At 73.3% G+C, this 22,250-nt stretch carries 17 protein-coding genes; 2 read left to right on the top strand and 15 right to left on the bottom strand.

Annotation, left to right across the window (positions count from 1 at the left end; genetic code table 11):
- Positions 1–919 precede the first annotated feature (919 nt).
- Positions 920–2,569 carry an L-aspartate oxidase gene (gene nadB / locus D3A59_RS05730; protein WP_119153949.1) on the top strand — a complete coding sequence of 550 codons (1,650 nt, stop codon included), beginning with the start codon at positions 920–922 and terminating at the stop codon, positions 2,567–2,569.
- A gap of 103 nt (positions 2,570–2,672) precedes the next feature.
- On the opposite strand, the gene D3A59_RS05735 is transcribed toward nadB, so the two are convergent.
- From D3A59_RS05735 to D3A59_RS05770, 8 genes are all read right to left on the bottom strand, one after another.
- Positions 2,673–4,736, bottom strand: a complete 2,064-nt coding sequence (locus D3A59_RS05735) for a bifunctional 2',3'-cyclic-nucleotide 2'-phosphodiesterase/3'-nucleotidase (RefSeq protein ID WP_240635956.1) — start codon at positions 4,734–4,736, stop codon at positions 2,673–2,675.
- A 122-nt stretch (positions 4,737–4,858) separates the two neighbouring features.
- Positions 4,859–6,739 (bottom strand): bifunctional metallophosphatase/5'-nucleotidase, encoded by a 1,881-nt coding sequence (locus D3A59_RS05740; protein ID WP_119153950.1) that lies wholly within the window; start codon positions 6,737–6,739, stop codon positions 4,859–4,861.
- 65 nt (positions 6,740–6,804) lie between these two features.
- On the bottom strand, positions 6,805–8,016 hold the full coding sequence (locus D3A59_RS05745; protein WP_119153951.1) for a glycerophosphodiester phosphodiesterase: 1,212 nt from the start codon (positions 8,014–8,016) through the stop codon (positions 6,805–6,807).
- Between the two features lie 130 nt (positions 8,017–8,146).
- Positions 8,147–9,781 (bottom strand): Ppx/GppA phosphatase family protein, encoded by a 1,635-nt coding sequence (locus tag D3A59_RS05750; protein ID WP_119153952.1) that lies wholly within the window; start codon positions 9,779–9,781, stop codon positions 8,147–8,149.
- 98 nt (positions 9,782–9,879) lie between these two features.
- Positions 9,880–10,446 (bottom strand): hypothetical protein, encoded by a 567-nt coding sequence (locus D3A59_RS05755; protein WP_240635957.1) that lies wholly within the window; start codon positions 10,444–10,446, stop codon positions 9,880–9,882.
- A gap of 174 nt (positions 10,447–10,620) precedes the next feature.
- A complete protein-coding gene (gene nadC / locus D3A59_RS05760; protein WP_119153953.1) occupies positions 10,621–11,487 on the bottom strand; it encodes a carboxylating nicotinate-nucleotide diphosphorylase in 867 nt (288 codons plus the stop codon).
- Positions 11,488–11,572: 85 nt separating this feature from the next.
- Positions 11,573–12,685, bottom strand: coding sequence for a quinolinate synthase NadA (nadA, locus tag D3A59_RS05765; RefSeq protein WP_119153954.1), 1,113 nt, complete (start codon positions 12,683–12,685; stop codon positions 11,573–11,575).
- Between the two features lie 176 nt (positions 12,686–12,861).
- Entirely contained in the window at positions 12,862–14,139 is a 1,278-nt protein-coding gene (locus D3A59_RS05770) for a hypothetical protein (protein ID WP_119153955.1), read from the bottom strand.
- Between the two features lie 222 nt (positions 14,140–14,361).
- Between D3A59_RS05770 and D3A59_RS05775 the strand changes: the two genes are divergently transcribed.
- Positions 14,362–15,612 (top strand): MFS transporter, encoded by a 1,251-nt coding sequence (locus D3A59_RS05775; protein WP_119153956.1) that lies wholly within the window; start codon positions 14,362–14,364, stop codon positions 15,610–15,612.
- A gap of 22 nt (positions 15,613–15,634) precedes the next feature.
- Here the strand turns inward: D3A59_RS05775 and D3A59_RS05780 are convergent, their stop codons facing one another.
- Genes D3A59_RS05780 through cobO form a run of 7 tightly spaced genes read right to left on the bottom strand, consistent with a single transcriptional unit; the run spans position 15,635 to position 22,224 of the window.
- The gene (locus D3A59_RS05780; RefSeq protein WP_240635958.1) at positions 15,635–16,276 is read right to left on the bottom strand and encodes a histidine phosphatase family protein; all 642 of its coding nucleotides are present in this window, start codon (positions 16,274–16,276) and stop codon (positions 15,635–15,637) included.
- Complete coding sequence (locus D3A59_RS05785) at positions 16,269–17,105, bottom strand: adenosylcobinamide-GDP ribazoletransferase (RefSeq protein ID WP_240635959.1); 837 nt, start codon at positions 17,103–17,105, stop codon at positions 16,269–16,271. The genes D3A59_RS05780 and D3A59_RS05785 overlap by 8 nt, the downstream gene beginning before the upstream one ends.
- A 5-nt stretch (positions 17,106–17,110) precedes the next feature.
- Positions 17,111–18,175 (bottom strand): nicotinate-nucleotide--dimethylbenzimidazole phosphoribosyltransferase, encoded by a 1,065-nt coding sequence (gene cobT, locus D3A59_RS05790; RefSeq protein ID WP_119153957.1) that lies wholly within the window; start codon positions 18,173–18,175, stop codon positions 17,111–17,113.
- Positions 18,172–19,626, bottom strand: coding sequence for a cobyric acid synthase (locus D3A59_RS05795; RefSeq protein ID WP_119153958.1), 1,455 nt, complete (start codon positions 19,624–19,626; stop codon positions 18,172–18,174). The genes cobT and D3A59_RS05795 overlap by 4 nt, the downstream gene beginning before the upstream one ends.
- Complete coding sequence (locus D3A59_RS05800) at positions 19,623–20,681, bottom strand: aminotransferase class I/II-fold pyridoxal phosphate-dependent enzyme (RefSeq protein WP_119153959.1); 1,059 nt, start codon at positions 20,679–20,681, stop codon at positions 19,623–19,625. Before D3A59_RS05800 ends, D3A59_RS05795 begins: the two co-directional genes overlap by 4 nt.
- Positions 20,678–21,655, bottom strand: coding sequence for an adenosylcobinamide-phosphate synthase CbiB (gene cbiB, locus D3A59_RS05805; protein WP_119153960.1), 978 nt, complete (start codon positions 21,653–21,655; stop codon positions 20,678–20,680). The genes D3A59_RS05800 and cbiB overlap by 4 nt, the downstream gene beginning before the upstream one ends.
- A complete protein-coding gene (cobO, locus tag D3A59_RS05810) occupies positions 21,655–22,224 on the bottom strand; it encodes a cob(I)yrinic acid a,c-diamide adenosyltransferase (RefSeq protein WP_119153961.1) in 570 nt (189 codons plus the stop codon). Before cobO ends, cbiB begins: the two co-directional genes overlap by 1 nt.
- Positions 22,225–22,250 lie beyond the last annotated feature (26 nt).

The following is a 22,250-nucleotide window of genomic DNA, read 5'->3' on the forward strand; positions in this document are numbered from 1 at the left end:
CGCTGTCAAGCCACGCCCCGCCCGGCGCCCTCGCTGCCATTTGTGCAACAAAGCCTGCCAGATCCACCAGTACTCCCCTAAGTTCGACAGGCGCGTCTTCTCTAATGGTAATGGGTGCTTCGACATTTTGGCGAAAGCCATGTCGTTGAGAGAAATTATTGTTCATATAAAAACGGGATGCTGAGTTTGTTTGGGGAAATATTTTCCGCTTGTCGAATATTAAGCTAAGAGGTTAATTTGGAATTTGCATTTTTGGCCTAGCGTTAATTAGATTGCGGATCCCTTGTCGCGCTCTGCAGCCTAAAAAATTGTGAACCATTGTGAAGTGTCCCTTCTTCCCTGGGAAGACTCCCTAGTTCTAGGGGGCGAGCGTGCCTGCGTTAGGCTGCCTAAAATTTTGCGGATGGAGTTGGCATCGCAGACACCTGCTGCCGCACTTCCCCGTCTACTGGAATGTCGATGAACCGGATTTGCGCCACTGGAAACTGAGCCGGGCCTGGGCTGAAGCGGGAGCACGGGGCACCCGGTCACGGCTACGAAATGTCCAAATTTGACAGGAGGGTGGTGGGGACGGACGCTGCGCCGCCTTCGGTAAGCCAGTGCGGGCCTTACTCGATGAGCACATTCTTCTTTGACCACACCAAGCGTTGCGTGTGGCAGACGAGGCGCTTGGTCGGACTGGCGAACTGACTTCGCGCCAGGCTGTTGTGGCGCTCACCGCTCGGTGCCCCCTGCCTCCTACATCAGCATGGCCGGGCCCCAGAACCGCAGCGCCCGGCTTTTTTCCTTGCGCAACCGCTTCCCGTGATGTGGAAGGCACTGCCGGCGGTCACCGGACCGCGGCCGTAGAATGGCCGCCTTCCGTGGCCGGCGGCTCTTCCCGGGCCGGCCTCGCTTTCCAGCAGAGCGGGCGTTTTCGATGCAACAGACGCAAGATGTGAACGGGGGTGCCGAGGCACCGGTGGTGATCGTCGGGGCCGGCCTTGCCGGGCTGACGGCGGCGCTGCACCTGGCCGACCAGCGGCCGGTGATCGTGCTGGCCAAGCGCAACTTCGAGGAGGCGGCGACCGCCTGGGCGCAGGGCGGCATCGTCGGCGTGCTCGGCAGCGACGACAGCATCGAGAGCCACGTGCGCGACACGCAGGACGCCGGCGCCGGCCTCGTCGACGAGAACACCGCACGCTTCATCGCCGAGAACAGCGCACAGGCGATCGAGTGGCTGGTCGGGCGCGGCGTGCCCTTCTCGCCCGATCCGGAAGGGCCGCTCGGCCTGCACCTGACGCGCGAGGGCGGCCACGCGGTGCGGCGCATCGCGCACGCGGCCGACGCCACGGGCAAGGCGATCCACGACGTGCTGCTCGACCAGGTGCGCCGCCACCCGAACATCCAGCTGCGCGAGCGCTGGATGGCGGTGGACCTGATCACCTCGCGCCACCTGCGGCGCACCGAGGCGCCGCGCTGCTACGGCGTCTACGCGCTCGACATCGACCGCCAGCGCGTCGAGACGCTGCCCGCGGCGGCGGTGGTGCTCGCCACCGGCGGCGTCGGCAAGGTCTACCGCTACACCTCGAACCCCGACACCGCGACCGGCGACGGCATCGCGATGGCCTGGCGCGCCGGCTGCCGCGTCGGCAACATGGAGTTCATCCAGTTCCACCCGACCTGCCTCTACCACCCGCAGGAGCGCAGCTTCCTCATCACCGAGGCGCTGCGCGGCGAGGGCGGGCAGTTGAAGCTCCCCGACGGCACCCGCTTCATGGCCGCGCACGACCCGCGCGGGGAACTGGCGCCGCGCGACATCGTCGCGCGCGCGATCGACTTCGAGATCAAGAAGCACGGCATCGACCACGTGTGGCTCGACGCCACGCACCTCGGCGCCGACTTCCTGAAGGAGCACTTCCCGACCATCTACGCGCGCTGCCTGTCGCTCGGCATCGACATCACGCAGCAGCCGATTCCGGTGGTGCCGGCCGCGCACTACACCTGCGGCGGCGTCGTCACCGACCTCAACGGCCGCACCGACCTGCCCGGGCTCTACGCGGTGGGCGAGACCACCTACACCGGGCTGCACGGCGCCAACCGGCTGGCGAGCAACTCGCTGCTGGAATGCGTGGTGGTGGGCCGCACCTGCGCCGACCACATCCTCGCCAGCGCCGCGCACGCGGTGCCGCAGCCGCCGGCCTGGGACGAGAGCCAGGTCGAGGACGCCGACGAGGCGGTCGTGATCTCGCACAACTGGGACGAGCTGCGCTCGCTGATGTGGAACTACGTCGGCATCGTGCGCACCACGCGGCGGCTGGAGCGCGCGCTGCACCGCATCCTGCTGCTGCGCGGCGAGATCGAGGACTACTACGCCAACTTCCGCGTCTCGCGCGACCTGCTCGAGCTGCGCAACCTCGTCGACTGCGCGGAGCTGATCGTGCGCTCGGCGCTGGTGCGCCACGAGAGCCGCGGGCTGCACTACAGCCGCGACTTCCCGCACACGCTGCCGGTGAGCTTCCCGTCGGTGATGGTGCGCTCGGCGAGCCGCAAGTCCGGACCCGGCGACACCCAGGCGCTCTGCGGCTGAAGAGGCTCGCCGCCCGAAGGGGGCGAGCAGGCCCGCCGGGAGGGCCTGCCGACCGGAGCCGGGATCGAGGAGCGGCTTGCGGCCGCCCCTGCGGCCCAGGCCCTCACTTCGAGAGGTCGATGGCGTAGACCGCGAGGCCCTTGCCGCTGCCGTCGTCGGCGCGCAGCTGGCTGACGTTGGCGATGCCGGCGTCGAGCGCGAGCTGGAGCTTGCCCGGCGCCGAGCTGAAGACCACCGGGCCCTGCGTCGCGACCTGCGTGAAGCGCCAGCTGCGCGCGCTGCCGTTGGCGGCGCGGCTCAGCGTCTTGCGCGCCTTGATGTAGTCGATCAGCACGTCGCGGTTCGCGTCGGGGGAGATCCAGATCGTCTTGCTGCCGTCGAGGCCGGGGAAGCCGCCGCCGCCCGAGGCGCGGTAGTTGTTCGTCGCGACGACGAACTCCGCGGCCGCGTCGATCGCCACGCCCTTGTAGTTCAGCGCCTTGATGCGTGAGCCCTGCGGCTGCGTGACGTCGATCTGGTAGCTCAGGTCTGGGCTCGTGAAGACGTCGAAGTTGTAGCCGGGGAAGGTGGAGACGAGCTTCTGCTCGGCCGTGACCGTCGGGTCGATCCGGTTGTAGCGCGAGGCCGCCTTTTCCAGCCAGGCCTGGATGTCGGCGCCCGTGACCTTCACCGCGTACACCGTGTTCGGATAGAGGTAGAGGTCGGCGGCGTTGTTGATCGCGATGTTGCCCGCGGCGACGTCGGTGAAGTCGCTGCCGCCGGCGAAGCCGCTCTTGAAGGGCGCGCTCACCGACAGCACCGGCAGGCCCTTGTACTGCGGCAGGTTGGCGTCGATGTACTTCTTCACGTAGTCGGCCTGCGCCTCGTTGACCACCTGGATCGCGGTGACGTCGCCCACGTCGGCGAAGTAGGTGGACATCGGGAAGTCCGAGGTGCCGATCGGCGTCTTCACGTACTGCACGGCGGCGTCGTGCTCGGCCTGCACCAGCGGGGCGATGGCCGCGTCGGCCGCCACGTACTCCTTGCTGACCGGGTCCTGCGTCTTGCGCAGGCTCACCGCGGTCTTGGAGGTGTCGATCGTCCACTTGCCGTCCTTGACGACGAGCGAGTAGCTGATCTGGCCGATCGCCTTGCCCCAGAAGCTCGGCATCACCGCGGGCACGCCGTTGAGGCTGCCCTTGACCTTGTCCACGCCCGGCGCGTTGCAGTCGCTCGTGTTGCAGGCGGGGTTCGGGAACTCGCCGTGCGAGTGGCCCATCAGGATGCCGTCGATGCCGGGCACCTTGGAGAGGTGGAAGCTCGCGTTCTCCGTCGCCGGGGTGTAGGCGCGGGTGTCGAAGCCGCCGTGCGAGGCCGCGATCACGAGGTCGGCGCCTTCGGCGCGGGCCATCGGCACGTACTTCGCGGCGGCCTCGACCACGCCCTGCACCTCGACCTTGCCGTCGAGCCAGCGCTTGTCCCAGGACAGGATGGCCGGCGGCGTGAAGCCGAGCACCGCCACCTTGAGGTTGGTCTCGAAGTTCTTGCCGTCCTTGTCCTTCGCGCTGATCTTCTTGGTGACGATCACGTAGGGCTTGAAGAGCGGCTTGCCGTCCTTGAGGCTCGTGACGTTCGAGAGCGCGAGCGGGAACTTCGGGCCGACGCAGTCCGGCTGTGCGGCGGGCTCGGGCATGCCGGCGACGTTGAACTTCGATCCGGTGACCTGCGCCAGGTAGGGCAGGCCGTAGTTGAACTCGTGGTTGCCGATGGTGCCGGCGTCGAAGCCGATCGCGTCCATCGCCTTGTAGATCGCGAGCTTCTGGCCGCAGGCCAGCGGCGAGACGAGCGCCTGGTGGTCGGACAGCGCGGTGCCCTGGATCGTGTCGCCGTTGTCGATCAGCACCGTGTTCGGGAACTCGCTCCTCGCCTGCCGCAGCAGCGTGGCGGTGCGCTCGAAGCCGACCGCCTTGTCCTCGGCGAGCTTGAAGTAGTCGTAGCTCAGCACGTTGGCGTGCAGGTCGGTGGTCTCCAGCACCGTCACCTGCGCCGTCGCGCCGGCCGGCAGCGCCGTGGCGGCCGGGGCGGGCGCGGCTGCCGCCGCAGGCCTGTCGTCGTCGCTGCCGCAGGCGGCCAGTCCTGCCAGCAGGGCCATGGCGCCGAGGGTGCGCATGCGCGAATCGGGAATCATCGGGAGTCCTCTTCCTGTCGTTTTTCGAAGGGTGCAGCCCGGCGCGGAGCGCCCGGGCAGGGTCGGCCCGGCGGCGCCGCGCGCGGCGGCGTCACCGGGGAACGGGGCGGAGCGCGGCGCGCTCAGGGCAGGTCGGTGAAGGCCTGCGTGCTGTAGTCGGCTACCGGCAGCCTGGCGAGGGCCTGGCCGGGCTGGCGCTGGAAGTACTTCAGCAGCGCCTCGGCGTAGTCGAGGCCGACGTCGCTGCGCCGCGGCGCCTTGATCGTGGCGAGCGTGGCGTAGTAGTCGCCGCCGTCGGCGAGGAAGTTGGTCGTCGCGACGCGGTAGCTGCGCGCGGGGTCGAGCGCCTGGTAGCCGCCGTCGGCCTGCCGCAGCTGCAGGTTCGACAGGCGCGAGCCCTTGGCCGCATCGAGGTTCACGTCGAAGCGCAGCCCGCCCGCGTAGGGATAGCCGCCGGTGTTCCTCAGCGTCACGACCGCGTCGACCGCGTCCTCCAGTGCCGCCTTGATCTCCGCGCCGGTGGCGTTCAGCTGCACCAGCGTGTTCCGGAAGGGCAGCACGGTGTAGACGTCCTTGACCGTCACCGGGCCCTGCCGGATGTCGGCGCGCACGCCGCCGCCGTTCTGGATCGACAGGTCGGCGGCGAAGAACTCGCGCGCACTCTGCAGGAAGGCCTCGGCGACGATCTGCTGGATGTCGCCGCCGTGCGCGATCACGCCCGCGTCCTTGTTGCAGGCGTCGCCGAGCGAGGAGCGCGTCGGGTCGAGCTTCGTGCCCGGCACGCGGCGCAGGCACAGGTGGGCGCTCGCCTCGCCCACTGTCTGGGCGCCGAAGGCGGCCTTCTGCTGCGCGTAGGGTGCGAGCAGGGCTGCGGCGGCCGCGTCCGGCGCGGTCACGCGCAGCGCCCGGGCCGCGCCGATGTCGGCCCGCATCGCGGCGCGGTCCGCGGCATCGACCTCGGTCGCGCCGCGGCGCAGCGAGTCGCCGATCAGCAGGTGCGGCGTGCCGCTGCAGGCGGTGACGTCGCCGCGGGCGTCGAAGCTCACCTTCAGCTCGCCGACGACGTGGGAATACTGCCAGGCCTGCACGATGCAGACCCGCTTGCCGTCCTTGTCGGCGGCCTGGGTCGGGTAGGGGCCGGCGGGCGTGAGGCCGAGCTCCTTCAGCACGTCGGGGCCGAGCAGGGTGTGCGAGTCGGCGCCGACGATCACGTCCACGCCGGAGAGCTTCGGCGCGAGCGCCAGGTCGGCGTCGTAGCCGAGGTGGGTCTGCAGCACGATCTTGTCGATGCCCTGCGCGCGCAGCCGGTCGATCTCGGCCTGCGCGGCGGCCAGCTCCTCGCCGAGCACGGTGCCGGCATCCGGGCGCGAGGCGTTCTGCGTCTTGCCCGCGATCGTCAGGCCGACGATGCCGATCTTCTGCCCGCCGCGCACGAGCACGACCGAGGGCGCGACGCGGCCCTGCATCGGCGAGGCGGCGGCGAAGCGCACGTTGGCGCTGAGCACCGGGGTCTTGCAGGCGCCGGCGTGCAGGAAGTCGACGAACTTCCTCAGCCCGGCGTCGCCGTTGTCGAACTCGTGGTTGCCGAGCGTGAAGGCGTCGAAGCAGACCGTGTTCATCAGCTCGGCGTCGGCCTTGCCCTCGGTGAGGTTGAAGTGGAGGTCGCCGGTGAGGGCGTCGCCCGCGTGCAGCTTGAGCACGTGGGGCGAGGCGGCGGCGAGCTCCTTCATCGCGGCGGTGACGCGCGCGAAGCCGCCGAGCTCGGTGGTGATGCTCTCGCGCGTGCCGGCCGCGTTCCGCAGCTTCAGCGACACCGTCTCGGCGTCGAGGCGCGAGTGGTGGTCGTTGACGTGCAGCAGGGTCAGCTCCAGCGGCTGGGCGCGCGCCGCCTGGGCCTGCTGCGGGTCCTCGTCGCCGCCGCAGGCCGGCAGCGCGGCGGCCGCCAGCAGCGTGGCGGCGAGCGCGAGGAAATGCTTCTTCCGGGCCTGGAATCCGTGGTGCATGGTGTCCTCCCGGGCGCGTCGCGTCGCGTCGCGCCGTTCGTTCTCGTGTGGCGGGTCGGGCGCGCTTACTTCTGCGCGGCCACCCAGGCGTCGCGCGCGGCGACCGCGGTGTCGGGGAAGTCGCTGAACACGCCGTCCACCCCGATCGCGAAGAACTGGGCGTACTCCTTGGCCGGGTCGTTCGCATAGCTGGCAGCCAGGCGCCGGGGCTCGTTGCGGAAGGTCCAGGTGTGCACCTTCAGGCCGCGCGCATGGGCGTTCCTCACGATCGTGTCGTCGGCCACGGCGCGGAAATCCGCCTCGTTGACCTGGCCGTCCGCGTTGACGTCCACCGGATTGCCGCCGGCGTCGAGCGTGGCCTTGACCGTCACCAGGTAGCGCTTCCACGGGCCGATCGCGTCGGCATAGGTCCTGACCTCGTCCAGTCCGGCGGGGGTGAGCAGGTCGCCGAAGCTGCCGCTGCGGCCGGACTTGGTCCAGTCGTAGGGCCGGTCGTAGGGCGCGGCGTAGGTGATCGCGCCGGTCCTCGGATCGACGTCGTCGGCGTCCACCAGCTGCACGAGGCGGACCCGGGTCTTCGCGCGCAGCTTCTTCAGGTTGGCCTGCTCGAAGGACTGGATGAACACCGGCGCGTCGGCGCTGGTCCAGCCCGCCGCGGCGAGGGCCGCCAGCAGCCTGTCCTCCAGCGGCAGGCCCTGCTCCTCGTGCCAGGTGGGGTGCTTGGTCTCGGGATAGACGCCGATCGTGCGGCCCAGCGCCGCGCTGCGGCTCTTCGCCAGCGCGATCACCTCCTCGAAGGTCGGGACCTGGTAGCGGCCGTTGTGGCTCGGGTCGCGCTCGGCGAAGGCTTGCTTCGCGCGCAGCGTCCTGATCTCGGCGAGCGTGAAGTCGCTGGCGAAGAAGGCGGTGGTGTCGATGCCGTCGACCTTCAGCGTGCGGCGGCGCGAGGCGAACTCGGGCCGCTCGGCGACGTCGGTGGTCGCGTCGAGCATCGGCTCGTGGCGCGCGATCAGCACGCCGTCCTTGGTCGAGACCAGGTCCGGCTCGATGAAGTCGGCGCCCATCTCGATCGCCTTCGCGTAGGCCTCCAGCGTGTGCTCCGGCAGGTAGCCGCTGGCGCCCCGGTGGGCGATCACCAGCGGCCGGGCGGCGGGAGTGGACGCGGCGGCCACAGCGGGCGCATCGTCGTTGCCGCCGCCGCAGGCGGCCAGCACGGCCAGGGACAGCGCCGCGAGGGCGGCAGGAAGCGGGCGCGGACGGCAGCCTGGACGAAGCATCGGGGATCCTCCCTGTTTGTTCTTGGTTCCCTGATGCTCTTCCCGGCCGGTGGCAGGGCGATGACTGCGCAATGACGCCGGCGTGACAGGGCGACCCCGGCGCGGGGCAGGCTGCCGCGGGGCGGGCGGTTCAGTGCGCCGCGACGAGGGGCTCGTCCGTCGCGCAGGCCCGCGGTTGCGACCGCGTCGCGGCGGCCGGGCCGGCGCCGTCCCAGGGCTCCTCGGCCTGGCGGCGGGCGGACTTGATCACGAGCTTGAGCAGTCCGGTGCGCTCCCAGCAGGCCTTCTCCTCCTGCAGCAGGAAGAGCGTGTGGGGATGGGACTCGATCCACTCCGGCTGCAGCGAGACCGCCACCGTGCGCCCGCTGCGGCGCACCTCCAGCGTGCTGGCGGGCGGCGCGCTGCGGGCATGGCAGAGCAGCACCGCCAGGCGCAGGGCCAGCAGCTGCGCGACGAACTCGGGCCGCGCCAGCGCCTCCTCGACCTTGCGCAGCCGTCCGCGCTGCCCGAGCACCAGCAGGCCGAGCCGCTGCTGCTGCGGTTGCGAGAAGCCGTCCGCGTCCAGGTGGCTCAGCAGGTAGGCGCCGTGCCGGTGGTGGTCGTGATGCGACACCGCCATGCCCAGCTCGTGCAGCCGGGCGCCCCAGTCGAGCTCGTGGCGGGCGCCGGCGTCCGGCTCCGGCTCCAGCGAGGCATGGAGCTGCAGGGCCAGCTCCCGCACGCGCTGCGCCTGGGCCGTGTCCACCCCGAAGCGCTGCTGCAGGCGGCGCACGGTCTCGTCACGCAGGTCCGGCCCCGCGGCGGGCGAGCACGAGGCGGCGCGGCGCTCCTCGAGCTCGAAGATCACGCCCTGGCGCAGGGCTCCCTTGGTGGCCCGCAGCGCATCGAGGTCGAACTGGGTGAACAGCGCCATCAGGATCGACAGCCCGCCGCCGAGCATCATGCGGCGGTTCTCCTTGAGGCCGGCGAGCGACAGCGCGTCCGCGCTGCCGGCCTCGAGGCACTGCTCGATGCACCAGTGCAGGCCCTCGAGCGTGATGGTGCCGTCGCTGATGCGGTGGGCCGCCAGCAGCTGCGAGACCGCGCTGGCGGTGCCCGAGGAGCCCAGGGCCTCGGTCCACTGGCCGGGCGCGAAGGCTTCCGCCGCGCCTTCGAGCGCAGCCCCGGCGGCCACCCGCGCGGCGCGGAAGGCCGACTCCGTGTAGCGCCCCTCGGGGAAGAAGCGCATCGAGAGGCTGCCGCTGCCGATGGGGAAGGACTCGGCGACCAGCGGGGTCGCGCCTTCGCCGAGGATCAGCTCGGTGGAGCGCCCGCCGATGTCGATCACGAGGCGGCGCAGGCCGGGCGCCGGGCTCAGGCCCGCGACGCCGGCGTAGATCAGCCGCGCCTCCTCGCGCCCCGAGATCACCTCGATCGGGTGGCCGAGCGCCGCGGCGCCGAGCCGCAGGAACTCCTCGCGGTTGCGGGCCTCGCGCACGGTCTGAGTGGCCACGGCGCGCACCTGGTGCGGGGCGAAGCCTTCGAGCTGCCGGGCGAAGCTGCCCAGGCAGGCGATGCCGCGCAGCATCGCCTCCTCCGACAACTGGCCCTGCGCGTCCAGCCCGCAGCCCAGGCGCACGGCCTCCCTGAGGGTCTCGATGCGCTCGTAGCGTCCCGCGTCGAAGCGCGCGATCTCGAGGCGGAAGCTGTTGGAGCCGATGTCGACGGCGGCGAGCAGGTCCGGAGCGACGGTGCCGGGGCGGCGCAGCGTGGTGTCCCAAGTCATAGCCCTCCATTGTGGAGGGGCTTTGATGGCAGGCGTGTGACACCCGGCGGGAGGGGTGCCGGTCGATGCCGCGCCCGCGAGGCCGCCCGGGCCGGGGTTCAGCCCTTGGCGGGCTTGCGCTTCGTCGCGGTCTGCGCCGACGAGGCCTCGGCCTTGTCCTTGGCCTTCTTCGGGCGCCCGGTCTTCAGGGGCGGCACGGCATCGACCGCGCGCAGCAGCGCGGCGTCGTCCAAGCCCGCCAGCAGCATCAGCCCGGCGCGCAGCAGCTCGCTCTTCTTCACCGAGCGCTCCAGCTTGAGGGCGCGGGCCTTCAGCGCGGAGATCGTCTCGTACTCGGCGCGGGGAATGGTGAAGCTGTCGCGCACGAGCTTCAGCTTGGCCGGCTTCGCGGGGACCTCGCCCGAGGGCGCGGCCGGCAGCGCGGCAGCCGCCTTGCGCGGCTTCGCAGGGGGTGTCGCCACCTCGGCCAGGGCCTGCGAGGCGGCCGATGCGACCGGCGTCTTCGCCGTGGCGGCAGGCTTGCGGGCCGCCGGCTTCCTGCGGGCCAGGGCAGGCGCCGGCGCGGCGAGGGCCTCGAGGGCGACCTCGACCGGCAGGGACTCCGCCGATTCCGGTACGGCGGGCAGGGGATGGGCTTCGGGGGACGTGACGGAGGCAGCGGGCATGGCGGGACTCGGCAGGAGAAAAGGTGTAAACGGTATATATAGTTTACGACGGAAGGCCGGGCTGCGGGAGTCGCGCACGAGCGCGTGTCTTTCCTGCCACGGGCCGCTTGTCCGCACCATGAGAAGGCGGGGCCGGCGTGCAGGTGGGGCCGGCGCCGGCCGGCCCCGGTGTCCTCAGATCCGCTCGAGCACCCGCATCGAGTAGTCCACCGCGCGCACGTCCTTGGTCAGGCGCCCGATCGAGATGCGGTCCACGCCGGTGGCGGCGATCTCGCGCACCTGATCGAGCGCGACGCCGCCCGAGACCTCGAGCAGCGCGCGGCCGGCGGTGAGCGCCACCGCCTCGCGCATCTGCGCCAGCGGGAAGTCGTCGAGCAGGACGCTCGTGGCGCCGGCGTCGAGCGCCTCGCGCAGTTCGTCGAGCGACTCGACCTCGATCTGGATGTCCACGCCCGCGTCGAGCGCCTGCGCCTGGCGCAGCACCGCGGCGATGCCACCGGCCGCCGCGATGTGGTTCTCCTTGATCAGGATGCCGTGCCACAGCGCCATGCGCTGGTTGCGGCCGCCGCCGACGCGCACCGCGTACTTCTGCGCCTGGCGCAGGCCCGGCAGCGTCTTGCGGGTGTCGAGGATGGCGCAGCCGCGCGGGTTGGGCGACGCGCCGGCGATCGCGTCGACGTGGCGGCGCGTGAGCGTCGCGGTGGCGGAGAGCAGCTGCAGGAAGTTCAGCGCCGGGCGCTCGGACGCGAGCAGCGCGCGCGCCTCGCCCTCGATGAAGCACACCGGCGTGTCGGCGGCCATCAGCGCGCCCTCGTCATAGCGCCAGTCGAGCGACGCCTGGGGGTCGAGCGCCTTCACGCAGCCCTCGAACCAGTCGCGGCCGGCCAGCACCGCCTCCTCGCGCACCAGCACGCGCGCCTTCACGCGCTGGCCGGCGGGCACCAGCTGCCCGGTCCAGTCGCAGCGGCCGATGTCCTCCATCAGGGCATCGCGGATGTTGCGCTGGCGCGCTTCTTCGAGGGTTTCGTCGTGGTCAAACATGGCAGGCGGATCGGGGTGGGGATGAAAAAAGCCGCCGGACGGGCGCGTCGCGGCGGCTCGGGATTGTGGCGGAAGCGGTGCGGCGTCAGGCGGCGCCGATGTTCGGCACGAAGCCGCCGGCCGGGGCCTTCGTCGTGGCGGCGTTGGCGGCGGTGAAGTCGAGCATGCGCTCGATGCAGCCAAGCGCCTGGCTGCGGACCGGCTCCGGCACGAAGATCTCGCCCGTGCCCTGCTCGAGGCACTGCACCACGCCCTGCAGCGCGTTCATCGCCATCCACGGGCAGTGCGCGCAGCTCTTGCAGGTGGCGCTGTTGCCGGCGGTGGGCGCCTCGATCAGCGTCTTGGTCGGCGCGAGCTGGCGCATGCGGTGCAGGATGCCGTTGTCGGTGGCGACGATGAAGGTCTGGTTGGGCGAATTCACCACCGCGTTGAGCAGCATCGACGTGGAGCCGACCACGTCGGCTTGCGCGACCACGCCCTGCGGCGACTCGGGGTGCACCAGCACCAGCGCCCCCGGGTGCTCCTTCTTCAGCAGCTCGAGCTCGACGCCCTTGAACTCGTCGTGCACGATGCACTCGCCCTGCCACATCAGCATGTCCGCGCCGGTCTGGTCCTGGATGTAGCGGCCGAGGTGCCGGTCGGGCGCCCAGAGGATCTTGTGGCCCTGGTCCTTGAGGTGGTTGACGATCTGCAGCGCGCAGGAGCTCGTCACCATCCAGTCGGCGCGCGCCTTCACCGCGGCGCTGGTGTTGGCGTAGACGACGACCTTGCGGTCGGGGTGCGCGTCGCAGAAGGCGGCGAACTGGTCGGCCGGGCAGCCGAGGTCGAGCGAGCAGGTCGCGTCGAGGTCCGGCATCAGCACGCGCTTCTCGGGGCTGAGGATCTTGGCGCTCTCGCCCATGAAGCGCACGCCGGCCACCACCAGCGTCTGCGCCGGGTGCTTGCGGCCGAAGCGCGCCATCTCGAGCGAGTCGGAGACGAAGCCGCCGGTCTCGAGCGCGAGGTCCTGCAGGTCGCCGTCCACGTAGTAGTGGGCGACCAGCACGGCCTTGTTGCGCTCGAGCAGCTCGGCGGCGCGCGCCTTCCACTGCTGGCGCTCCAGCGCGCTCAGCGGCTCGGGCAACTTGGCCCAGGCACGCGCGGTGCAGCTGGCGCCGGAGGCGTCCTGGCGGGTGTAGTCGAATAGGACCTGGCTCATGGCTTGGAGTGGGGGGAAGGCGGGCGCCCCGGCGCCCCGGTGTGTCGCCCGGGGATCGGGCGGGGGCCGAAATGGTAGCCCAGGGGCGGGTGGAAGGTGGGCCGACCTCGCGCAAGTGGGGTCGGCGGTCGGGGCTTCAAGCCCCGGGGGCACGCGGGGCCGTGCGCCCGCGGGCCTCAGATCAGCGTCTTCTCGGCCTGGGCGATCGCGTGACGGGCCAGCGCGAGGTTGCTGTCGGCGCGGTCGAGCACGACGAACAGGAAGAGCTGCGGCTGCCCGCTGAGCGTGCGCAGCACCTGGTGGGCGCAGGACTGCGTCACCAGCACCTCCTCGATGCCCTCGGTGCCGCGGCCCTCGAGCGTGGCGCGGCGGTGCGCCTTGAGCACCTCGCTGAGCGTGACGGCGGCCTGGTCGAGGTCGGGCGGGCAGGTGGGCGAGGCGAGCCGGCGACCGAGCACGAGCCCGGTGGTGCTGTCGGCCACCGCGGCGCCGAGCACGCCCCGCATGCCGGTCAGGGCCTCCAGCGCGCGCAGCATCGTCGGCTGGTCGAGGGGCGCGCGCGGCGCCACGGGCTGGAGCGCGGCAGCCGCACGCGGGGCGAGGCCGGTGCGCGGCCAGGGCGCCCGGGCGAGCCTCGTGACCGGCGTGCGGCCGTCCGGACCGGCCCCGGTTCCCGTAAGGGCCGGCAGCGAGGGGCGGGACATCAGCTTCATGCGGTTCCAGCCGCGCAGCACGTGGTTCCACAGCGCCGAGGCGCCGCCGGGACGCTCGGCGCAGACCTCGACGTTCACCGAGGCCGGCCACGGCATCGAGCGCACGCGCGCCACCGTGGCGGCGTCCGCGGGGTCGAGGACGATGAGCAGGTTGGGGCAGGACCAGTCGCTGCGCTGCACCGCGTCGCGCAGCAGCGCGAGCACCTGGTCGACCGCCGCCGCGGCCAGCGGCGCGAGCATCACCACGGACAGGTGGCTGCGGCCCAGCAGCGCCAGCGGGATGCCGGCGGCGCGCAGGCTGGCGCTGCGCACCTCGACCTGCGCCACCTGCAGCGGCTCGGCGAAGCGGCGCGGCAGCGCGGTGCGCTCGACCACCGCCATCGTGGAGAGGGTGTCCTGGCGGCGCAGGTAGAGGCGCTCGAGCGGCTCGCCGGACGCGTCCGCCAGCAGCCGCACCAGCTCCTTGGCGCGGTGCCGGCCGAGATCGAACAGTGTGATGCGGCGTGTCGCGCGCGTGCCGTCCATGCCGGGGCTCGGGCCCAGCAGTTGGCGGCAGACATCGTCGGCGGTGGTGCCGCGCACGATCAGGTCGCGGCTCATCGGCGTGGTGCGCCGGTGGGCCTTCGACTCGAAGGCGCTGGCAGGGCTCTCGAGCATCACGGTATCGGCGAAGTCCGGGGGGGCCGCGGGCGGCTCGGTCGCGTGGCGCGGGTGGAGAACGCCCAACAGGGAAGTCAGCATCGGGGAAGCTCCGGTGGCTCGATGGAGGCGGGTCCAGTCTAGGCAGAGGGGAATCGGGCTCCATCCCCATGTTCGCGCGCCCGAGCCGCCCCCATCCCCTGATCAAGCGGTCCCGGCAGCCCGCGACGGCAGCAGGCCCGGCGGGGCCGCCGCCGCGACCGTTTCCAGCAAGGCACGCAGGGCTGGCCTACCATCGGGGGCTGCTTGCCTCGAAGGTTTCCCGTGACGCATCCCCCCCTGCGCCAAGACCTGCCCACCATCGGTCTCGTCGGTCTGGCCCATGCCTCCTCGCACTTCTTCCACCTGCTGCTGCCGCCGCTGTTCCCCTGGTTCATCCGCGACTTCGGGCTGAGCTACTCGGAGCTCGGCCTGCTGGTGACGCTGTTCTTCGCGATCTCGGGCCCCGGGCAGGCGATGTCGGGCTTCCTGGTGGACCGGGTCGGCGCGCGGCCGGTGCTGTTCGCGGCGATCGGCTGCTTCATCGCCGCGGCGCTCGCCGCCGCCTCCGCGCAGGGCTACGCGGGCCTGATGCTTGCGGCGGCGCTCGCGGGCCTCGGCAACGCGCCCTTCCACCCAGTGGACTTCACGATCCTCAACAAGCGCGTGTCGCCGGCGCGGCTCGGCCACGCATACTCGGTGCACGGCATCAGCGGCAACATCGGCTGGGCCGTCGCGCCGGTGGCGGTGGCCGGGCTCGCGGCGCTGACCGGCTCGTGGCGCCAGGCCTACCTCGCGATGGCCGCGGTGGCGCTGGCGGTGCTCGCACTGATGGTCTGGCAGCGCGACGCGCTGGACGACCGCGCCGGCCAGCGGGCCCAGGAGCGCGCGGGGGCGGGGCAGGGCGCTGCCGCGTCCGCGCCGCAGGAGCATGCGCTCGCCTTCCTGAAGCTGCCCTCGGTGTGGCTGTGCTTCTCGTTCTTCTTCTGGTCCACCTGCTCGCTCGCCGCGATCCAGAGCTTCGCGGGCCCGGCGCTGCAGAGCCTGTACGGGCTGCCGCTGGCCCGCGCGGCACTGGTGGTGACGGGCTTCATGCTGTTCGGCGCGGTTGGCATGGTGATCGGCGGCTTCCTGGTCGCGCGCGTGCAGCGCCTGGAGCGCATCATCGCCACCTGCCTGGTCGGCTCGGCAGCGCTGCTGGTGCTGGCGGGCATCGGCTGGCTGCCGGGCTCGGTGGCGCTCGGCGTGGCGATGCTCGCCGGCTTCGGCACCGGCCTCGCCGGGCCCTCGCGCGACATGCTGATCAAGCGCGCCGCGCCGCCGGGGGCCACCGGGCGGGTCTACGGCACCGTGTACTCGGGGCTGGACCTGGGCTTCGCGTTCGCCGCCCCGGTGTTCGGCGCGCTGCTCGACCGCGGCATCGCCGACGGGGTGTTCTACGGCTCGGCGCTGGCGCTGATCGCGGCGGTCGCGTCCGCGGGCCTGGTCGGCATCCGCCTGCAGCGCGCGCCGTCGCTGGCGAAGTCCGCCGCCTGAACGACGCGGCGGGGCGCCTGCTTCAGGATCGGGTCGCGCCGGACGTCGGCCCGTCCAGGCGCGTCAGGCGGGCGTGCGCCGGGGGCGCCGGCCAGCGATTCGCCTGCGGCGTCCTGCCTGCCGCGTGGTCCGCGCCCGTCAACCAGCGCAGTGCGTTGATCCAGCCGCCATGGCCGATCACGAGGCGGGGGCCGGGCGGTGCCGCCACGACGAAGCCCTCGACTCGCGCGAGCAGCCGCGCCAGCGACTCGCCGCCGCCGACCGCGTGATGCAGGAAATCGGCATCCCAGCCGGCGAAGTCCGCAGCGCCGATCGTCGCCCAGGCGCGGCCGTCCCAGGCACCGAAATCCATCTCGGCCAAGCTTTCATCAACATACAGGGTCCATCCCCAGCGGCGTAGCCACAGGCCGACCTCGCGACAGCGGCGCAGCGGGGAGGTCCAGACCTCGCGCGGCAGGCCGTGGCGGCGTGCGGCGCGGCGGATGCGGTGCGCGAGGCGCTTGGCGCGGCGGCGGTCCACCGCGAGGTCGGTGCGCCCGATGCAGCGGCCCGCGGCCCCCTCGGCGCGCGGGTGGCGCCAGATCCAGAATTCCGTGCCCCCGGCCGGCGTGCCGCCGCTCGCGCCGGCGCCTGCGGCGGGACGGGCCTGCTTCGCTTCAGCCACCCTGCGTCGCCCCCACCACCGCGAGCCAGCCGAGGTAGGCCGCGATCTCGCTGAGCTGCTGCGCGGCGCCGAGCGTGTCGCCGGTGTAGCCGCCGAGCCGGCGGCGGTACCAGCCCGCGCACCACGCGCCCGCCAGCAGCGTCCCGGCGGCGGCTGCCGCCATCGGCGCGAGCAGCGCGCCGCCGCCCCAGGCCCGCAGCGCCAGCGCGATCAGCGCGACCCAGCCGAGGCAGGCGATCCAGCCCGCGCCCGAGACCTGCTGCGCCATCGGCTTGGCCTTCGCGTGCTCGGCGTCGCCGGCATAGGGCAGCAGCCGCAGCAGCGCGACCGGCACCGCGCGCGACGCGGCATGCGCGAACAGCAGCGCCGGCACCACCGCGGCCGCGCCCTGCGCGACCGCGAGGCCGTGCAGCGCCGCGGCCTTGCAGCCGAGCGCGCCGACGAGGCCGAGCGCGCCGTAGCTGCCGAGCCGCGAGTCCTTCATGATCAGCAGGGCCTTCTCGCGCGACACCGCGCCGCCGAGCCCGTCGCAGGTGTCGGCGAGCCCGTCCTCGTGGAAGCCGCCGGTGAGCCAGACGCCGGCCGCGATCGCGAGCACAACCGCGACCGCCGGCGGCCACAGCAGCTGCGCGGCGGCGAACACCGCGGCCGACCACGCGCCCACCAGCAGGCCGACGGCCGGGTAGTGGCGCGCGCTCGCGTTCATCGCGGCGGGCGACCAGCCGACCCAGGCCGGCACCGGCACGCGGGTGAAGAACTGCAGCGCCAGCAGCGCCAGGCGCAGCTCGCGCAGCGGCGCCGGGCTGTGCATCGGGTCGCTCGCGGCCATCGCGCTCAGCCTTCGCGGTCGGAGACGCCGGCGGACTCGAAGCTCGCCATTTCTTCCAGCAGCCGTGCCGCCGAGTCGACCAGCGGCCACGCCAGCGCCGCGCCAGAGCCCTCGCCCAGGCGCAGGCCGAGCTCGAGCAGCGGCACGCCGCCGAGCGCCTCGAGCAGCCGCGCATGGCCGGACTCGCCCGAGCGGTGCGACCAGACGCAGTAGTCGCGCACCGCGGGCGCGAGCGCCTGCGCCACCAGCACCGCGGCGCTGGTGATGAAGCCGTCGACGACGACGACGCGGCGCTCGTGCGCGGCCTGCAGCACGGCGCCGGCCATCATCGCGATCTCGAAGCCGCCGAGCGCGGCGAGCGCGTCGAGCGGCGCGGTGGCCTGCGCGTGCAGCCGCAGCGCCTCGTCCAGCACCGCGGTCTTGCGCGCCACGCCTGCGTCGTCGAGCCCGGTGCCGCGGCCGGTGCACTGCGCGATCGGCAGGCCGGTCAGCCGCGCCATCAGCAGCGAGGCGCTCGAGGTGTTGGCGATGCCCATCTCGCCGAGCAGCAGCGCATTGCCGGGGCGCTCGCGCACCAGCTCGCGGCCGGCGAGCAGGGCCTGGGCGCACTGAGCGGCCGTCATCGCCGGCTCGCTCGCCGCGTCGCGGGTGCCGGGCGCGACCTTGCGGATCACGAGTCCCGGGCGCGGCGCGAACTCGTGCGCGACGCCGGCATCGACCACCGCAAGCGCGAGGCCGTGCTGGCGCGCGAGCACGCTCACCGCGGCGCCGCCGGCCAGCATGTTCTCGACCATCTGCCAGGTCACGTCCTGCGGGTAGGCCGATACGCCGCGCGCGGCGAGGCCGTGGTCGCCGGCGAACACCAGCAGCTGCGGCTCGCGCAGCGCCGGCGCCTCGCTGCCCTGGATCAGGCCGAGCTGCAGCGCGAGGGTTTCGAGCCGGCCGAGCGCGCCGAGCGGTTTCGTCTTGCGGTCGAGGCGGTGCTGCAGGCGCTGCGCGAGCGCGGCGTCGGCAGTGGGGACGACGTTCGGCACCAGGTCGGACAGGGGGATCGGGGCGGTCGGGTTCATCGGGGCTCCAGGAGGTTCATCAGCGTGCCGGGGGTGAAACAGGCGTCGAGCTCGTCGGCGAGGCGCTCGAACACGTCGTCGAGCGTCGGCGCGTCGCGGCCGAACAGCGCGCGCAGCACCGCGGCGTTCTCGAACAGGCCGTGCACGTAGAGGGCCAGCACGCTGCCGCGCTGCCAGCCGAGGCCCCCCGGCAGCGCCTCGGCGGTGTCGCATGCGCCGGCCGCCGCGACGGCGGTGTGCCCGTGGCGGATCTCGTAGCCCGACAGCTCGCAGCCCGACAGCGCCGCCCAGGGGCCGTGCAGCGACTCGAAGCGGGTGCGGGCCGCGCGCACCGTCTTGCGCGCCGCGAACTCCGTGCGCAGCGGCAGCACGCCGAGCCCGGCGGTGCGGCCGGCCGCGCCGCCTTCGACGCCGAGCGGGTCGTCCACCGCCTCGCCGAGCATCTGCAGCCCGCCGCAGACCGCGAGCAGCGGTCGCTGCGCGGCGGCGTGCGCGCGGACCGCCGCGTCGAGGCCGCGCTCGCGCAGCCAGGCGAGGTCGGCGCGGGTGTGCTTGCTGCCCGGTAGGATCAGCCAGTCGGCCGCCTGCACCGCGGCGGCGTCGCGCGCCCATGAGAGGCGCACGCCGGGCAGGTTGCGCAGCGGCTCGAACTCGTCGAGGTTGCTGACGTGCGGATAGGCGAGCACCGCGACGCGCAGGCCCTCGCCGCGTGGCGCGCCGTCGAACACGCCGTCCTCCTCAGGCAGGCCGTGGCCGCGGCGCATCGGCAGCACCGCGACGGTCGGCACGCCCGTCAGTTCCTCGAGCCGCTGCGGCGCCGGCGCGAGCAGCCGCGCGTCGCCGCGGAACTTGTTGAGCACGAAGCCGCGCAACTGCGTGCGCACCTGGGCGTCCATCAGCGCATGCGTGCCGTAGAGGTGCGCGAAGGCGCCGCCGCGGTCGATGTCGGTGACGAGCAGGCAGGCGGCCTCGGCGACGATGGCGGTGCGGGTGTTGACGTAGTCGCTCGCCGCGAGGTTGATCTCGGCGGGCGAGCCCGCGCCCTCGATCACCACCACCTCGTTTTCCGCCCGCAGCGCCCGCAGCGCGGCCTCGGCCGCCGGCCACAGCCGCGCGCTGCGCTCGCGCCACGGCAGCGCCGACAGCGCGGCGTCCACCTCGCCCATCAGCACCACCTGGCTGCGCGTGTCGGCCTCGGGTTTCAGCAGCACCGGGTTCATGCGCACGTCGGGCGCGACGCCGGCGGCGAGCGCCTGGAAGTACTGCGCGGCGCCGATCTCGCCGGCGCCGCTCAAGCCGGCGACGACGCGCGCGTTGTTGCTCATGTTCTGCGCCTTGTAGGGCGCGACGCGCAGCCCCTGGCGCGCGTACCAGCGGCACAGCGCGGTCGCGAGGAAGCTCTTCCCCGCGCCGCTGGTGGTGCCGAGCACCATCACGCAGCGAGCCGTCATCGTGTCTCCTCCCTCTCGTCCCAGGTCGCCAGCAGCGCGGCCTGCGCCTCGGGCGGCTGCGCCGACAGCCGCACCCAGCCGGGCAGGCCGAAGGACGCCGCGTCGCGCAGTTTCAAGCCTCGCGCACGCCAGGCCGCATGCCGGCCGGCGGCGGCCTCGACCGGGCCGGGCGGGCGGGCGAGCAGGAAGGGCGTGACGCTGTCGCGCAACTGCCAGCCGCGCGCGCGCAGCGCAGCGCAGAGCTGCTCCTTCCACCCGGCGAGCACGCGCAGGTCGGCGGCGAGCCGCTCCTGCGCCTGCGGCGTGCAGAAGCCCTCGACCATCGCCGCGCCCTCGGCGCCAAGCACCCAGGCCGGTGCGAAGCGGCGCAGCGCGTCGGCGTCGGCCTCGGCGCCGTCCGGCGCGATCGCGTAGGCGCCGCGCACCCCGGTCAGCCCGCAGGCCTTGTTCGGCGACCACAGCCGCCAGGCGCGCGACGCGGCGGCGGGCGGCGCCGCGCCGTCGAGGCGCAGCGGCGCGTAGGCGAGGTCGAGCGCCGCGACCGCGCCCGCCTCCTCGGCATGCGCGAGGAGCGCCTCCAGCTCGCCGGCCGCGAGCGCATGGCCGGTCGGGTTGCAGGGGGCGCAGATCCACAGCAGATCGCCCGGCCGCAGCGCGGGCAGCCCGGCGCCGAGCGTGCCGGACCAGGCCCGCGGCTCGGCGCCGAGCGCGCGCGCCGCGGCGGCGTACTCGCCGTAGCCCGGCTGCGGCACCCACACCCGCCGTGCGCCGCCGCACTGCCGCAGCGCCAGCGTCAGGCGCCAGATGAACTCGCCTGCGCTCCCGGCCGGCACCACCCGCGCGGCGTCCACGCCGTGCCAGCATGCGACCTGCTCGCGCAGCGCGCGGTAGCCCGGCTCCGGGTAGCGATGCCGATCCGCCCGCGCGAGCGCGTCCGCGACGGCGGGCGGGGGGCCGAGCGGGTTGGCGTTGGTCGAGAAGTCCCAGTGCAGCGGCGGGCCGTCGTCGGTGCCGCCGTGCTCGGTGACGGGGAGGGCGAGTCGGTCGAGCTTCATGCCACGAGCCGGAAGAGGGCGGAGACGAGCAGCGGCAGCGCGAAGGCGAGCAGCGCGGCGCACACCGCGCCGCGGAACACCGCGACCTCGGCGATCGTGAGCGCCGCGCGCAGGTCGTCCGACTCCGGCGCGCGGCCCGCCGCGTTGAGCGCGTAGACGCCCGGCTTGCCCAGGCGCACGCCGAGGCGCAGCGCCATCGCGCCCATCGGCCAGCCGCCGTTGGGCGAGGGCGTGCCGCGCGCCTCGCGGCGCAGCGCGGCCCAGCCCGCGGCGCCCGGGCCGATCAGCAGCGCGGTGAGGCGCGCCGGCAGCCAGGACAGCACGTCGTCGGCGCGCGCCGCGCACTTGCCGGCCCATTCCCAGTCGCCGCGGTAGCCCCACATCGCGTCGGCGGTGTTGGCGTAGCGGTAGAGCGCCGCGCCCGGCAGGCCCGCGGCCGCGAACCAGCACAGCGGCGCGATCACCGAGTCGTTCAGGTTCTCGGCCAGCGTCTCGATCGCCGCCTCGCGGATCTCGTGCGCGTCCAGCGCCGAGGTGTCGCGGCTGACGAGCCGCGACAGCCGCGCGCGCGCCGCGGGCAGCCCCTCGGCGAAGGCGTCCTCGACCGCGGCGACCTCGTCGTGCAGCATGCGCCACGCCAGCAGCGGTTTCAGCAGCAGCCCGGCCGCGAGCGCAAAGAGGACCAGCGCGGCGAGCGGGATGGGCGCGAGCCAGGCGACGACGAGCCCGAGCGCGGCCTGCAGCGCGAGCGCGGCGGCCAGCACCAGCGCCGCGCCGGCGGCCCAGGCCAGCGTGCCGAGCGCGAAGGCCGTGCCGGGGCGCGCGTGGCGCACGCGCGGACCCAGCGCGCCGAGGTAGCGCCCGATCCAGGCGACCGGGTGCCAGCGCAGCGGCGGCTCGCCGAGCGCGCGGTCCACCGCGAGCGCGACCGCGACCGCGCCGGCGGCGCCGAGCAGGGCCAGCTCTGCAGGCATCAGTCCTCGATCCCGCGCTGCGCCGGCACGCCGGCCTTGAAGTGGTGCTTCACCAGCGTCATCTCGGTCACCGTGTCGGCGAGCTCGATCAGCTCCGGCGGGCAGCCGCGGCCGGTCAGCACGACGTGCACGTGCTCCGGGCGCTCGCGCAGCGCGGCCAGCACCGCGTCGAGCGGCAGCCAGCCGTAGCGCAGCGGGTACATGATCTCGTCGAGCACGACGAGGAAGTGCTCGCCGGCGCGGATCGTCGCCTCGGCCCGTTCCCAGCCCTCGCGCGCGAGCTGCGCCGAGTGCTCCAGGTCCTTGCTCTTCCAGCTGAAGCCGTCGCCCAGGCCCTCGATCGGCACGCCGAGCTGCTCGAAGACGCGGTGCTCGCCGAAGCGCGCGCTCGGCACCTTCATGAACTGGTAGATCTTCACGGCCTTGCCGCGGCCGTGCGCGCGCAGCGCGAGGCCGAAGGCCGCGGTGCTCTTGCCCTTGCCGTCGCCGGTGTGCACGAGCACGAGGCCGCGACGCTCGCCGTCGGGGCGCTCGTAGCGGCGCTCGCTCGGAGGGGTCTCGATCTGCATGGGGGATGTCCTTTCGGTTGGGGCCG

This window comes from Caldimonas tepidiphila, assembly GCF_003569765.1.
Classification (GTDB): Bacteria; Pseudomonadota; Gammaproteobacteria; order Burkholderiales; family Burkholderiaceae_C; genus Caldimonas; species Caldimonas tepidiphila.

Coding starts and splice junctions, on each gene's coding strand:
- D3A59_RS05750 (WP_119153952.1), bottom strand. CDS start 9,781: ATGACTTGGGACACCACGCTGCGCCGCCCCGGCACCGTCGCTCCGGAC.
- cobO (WP_119153961.1), bottom strand. CDS start 22,224: ATGCAGATCGAGACCCCTCCGAGCGAGCGCCGCTACGAGCGCCCCGAC.
- D3A59_RS05735 (WP_240635956.1), bottom strand. CDS start 4,736: ATGATTCCCGATTCGCGCATGCGCACCCTCGGCGCCATGGCCCTGCTG.
- nadC (WP_119153953.1), bottom strand. CDS start 11,487: ATGTTTGACCACGACGAAACCCTCGAAGAAGCGCGCCAGCGCAACATC.
- D3A59_RS05755 (WP_240635957.1), bottom strand. CDS start 10,446: ATGCCCGCTGCCTCCGTCACGTCCCCCGAAGCCCATCCCCTGCCCGCC.
- nadA (WP_119153954.1), bottom strand. CDS start 12,685: ATGAGCCAGGTCCTATTCGACTACACCCGCCAGGACGCCTCCGGCGCC.
- D3A59_RS05770 (WP_119153955.1), bottom strand. CDS start 14,139: ATGCTGACTTCCCTGTTGGGCGTTCTCCACCCGCGCCACGCGACCGAG.
- cobT (WP_119153957.1), bottom strand. CDS start 18,175: ATGAACCCGACCGCCCCGATCCCCCTGTCCGACCTGGTGCCGAACGTC.
- nadB (WP_119153949.1), top strand. CDS start 920: ATGCAACAGACGCAAGATGTGAACGGGGGTGCCGAGGCACCGGTGGTG.
- D3A59_RS05795 (WP_119153958.1), bottom strand. CDS start 19,626: ATGACGGCTCGCTGCGTGATGGTGCTCGGCACCACCAGCGGCGCGGGG.
- D3A59_RS05740 (WP_119153950.1), bottom strand. CDS start 6,739: ATGCACCACGGATTCCAGGCCCGGAAGAAGCATTTCCTCGCGCTCGCC.
- D3A59_RS05785 (WP_240635959.1), bottom strand. CDS start 17,105: ATGGCCGCGAGCGACCCGATGCACAGCCCGGCGCCGCTGCGCGAGCTG.
- D3A59_RS05745 (WP_119153951.1), bottom strand. CDS start 8,016: ATGCTTCGTCCAGGCTGCCGTCCGCGCCCGCTTCCTGCCGCCCTCGCG.
- cbiB (WP_119153960.1), bottom strand. CDS start 21,655: ATGCCTGCAGAGCTGGCCCTGCTCGGCGCCGCCGGCGCGGTCGCGGTC.
- D3A59_RS05800 (WP_119153959.1), bottom strand. CDS start 20,681: ATGAAGCTCGACCGACTCGCCCTCCCCGTCACCGAGCACGGCGGCACC.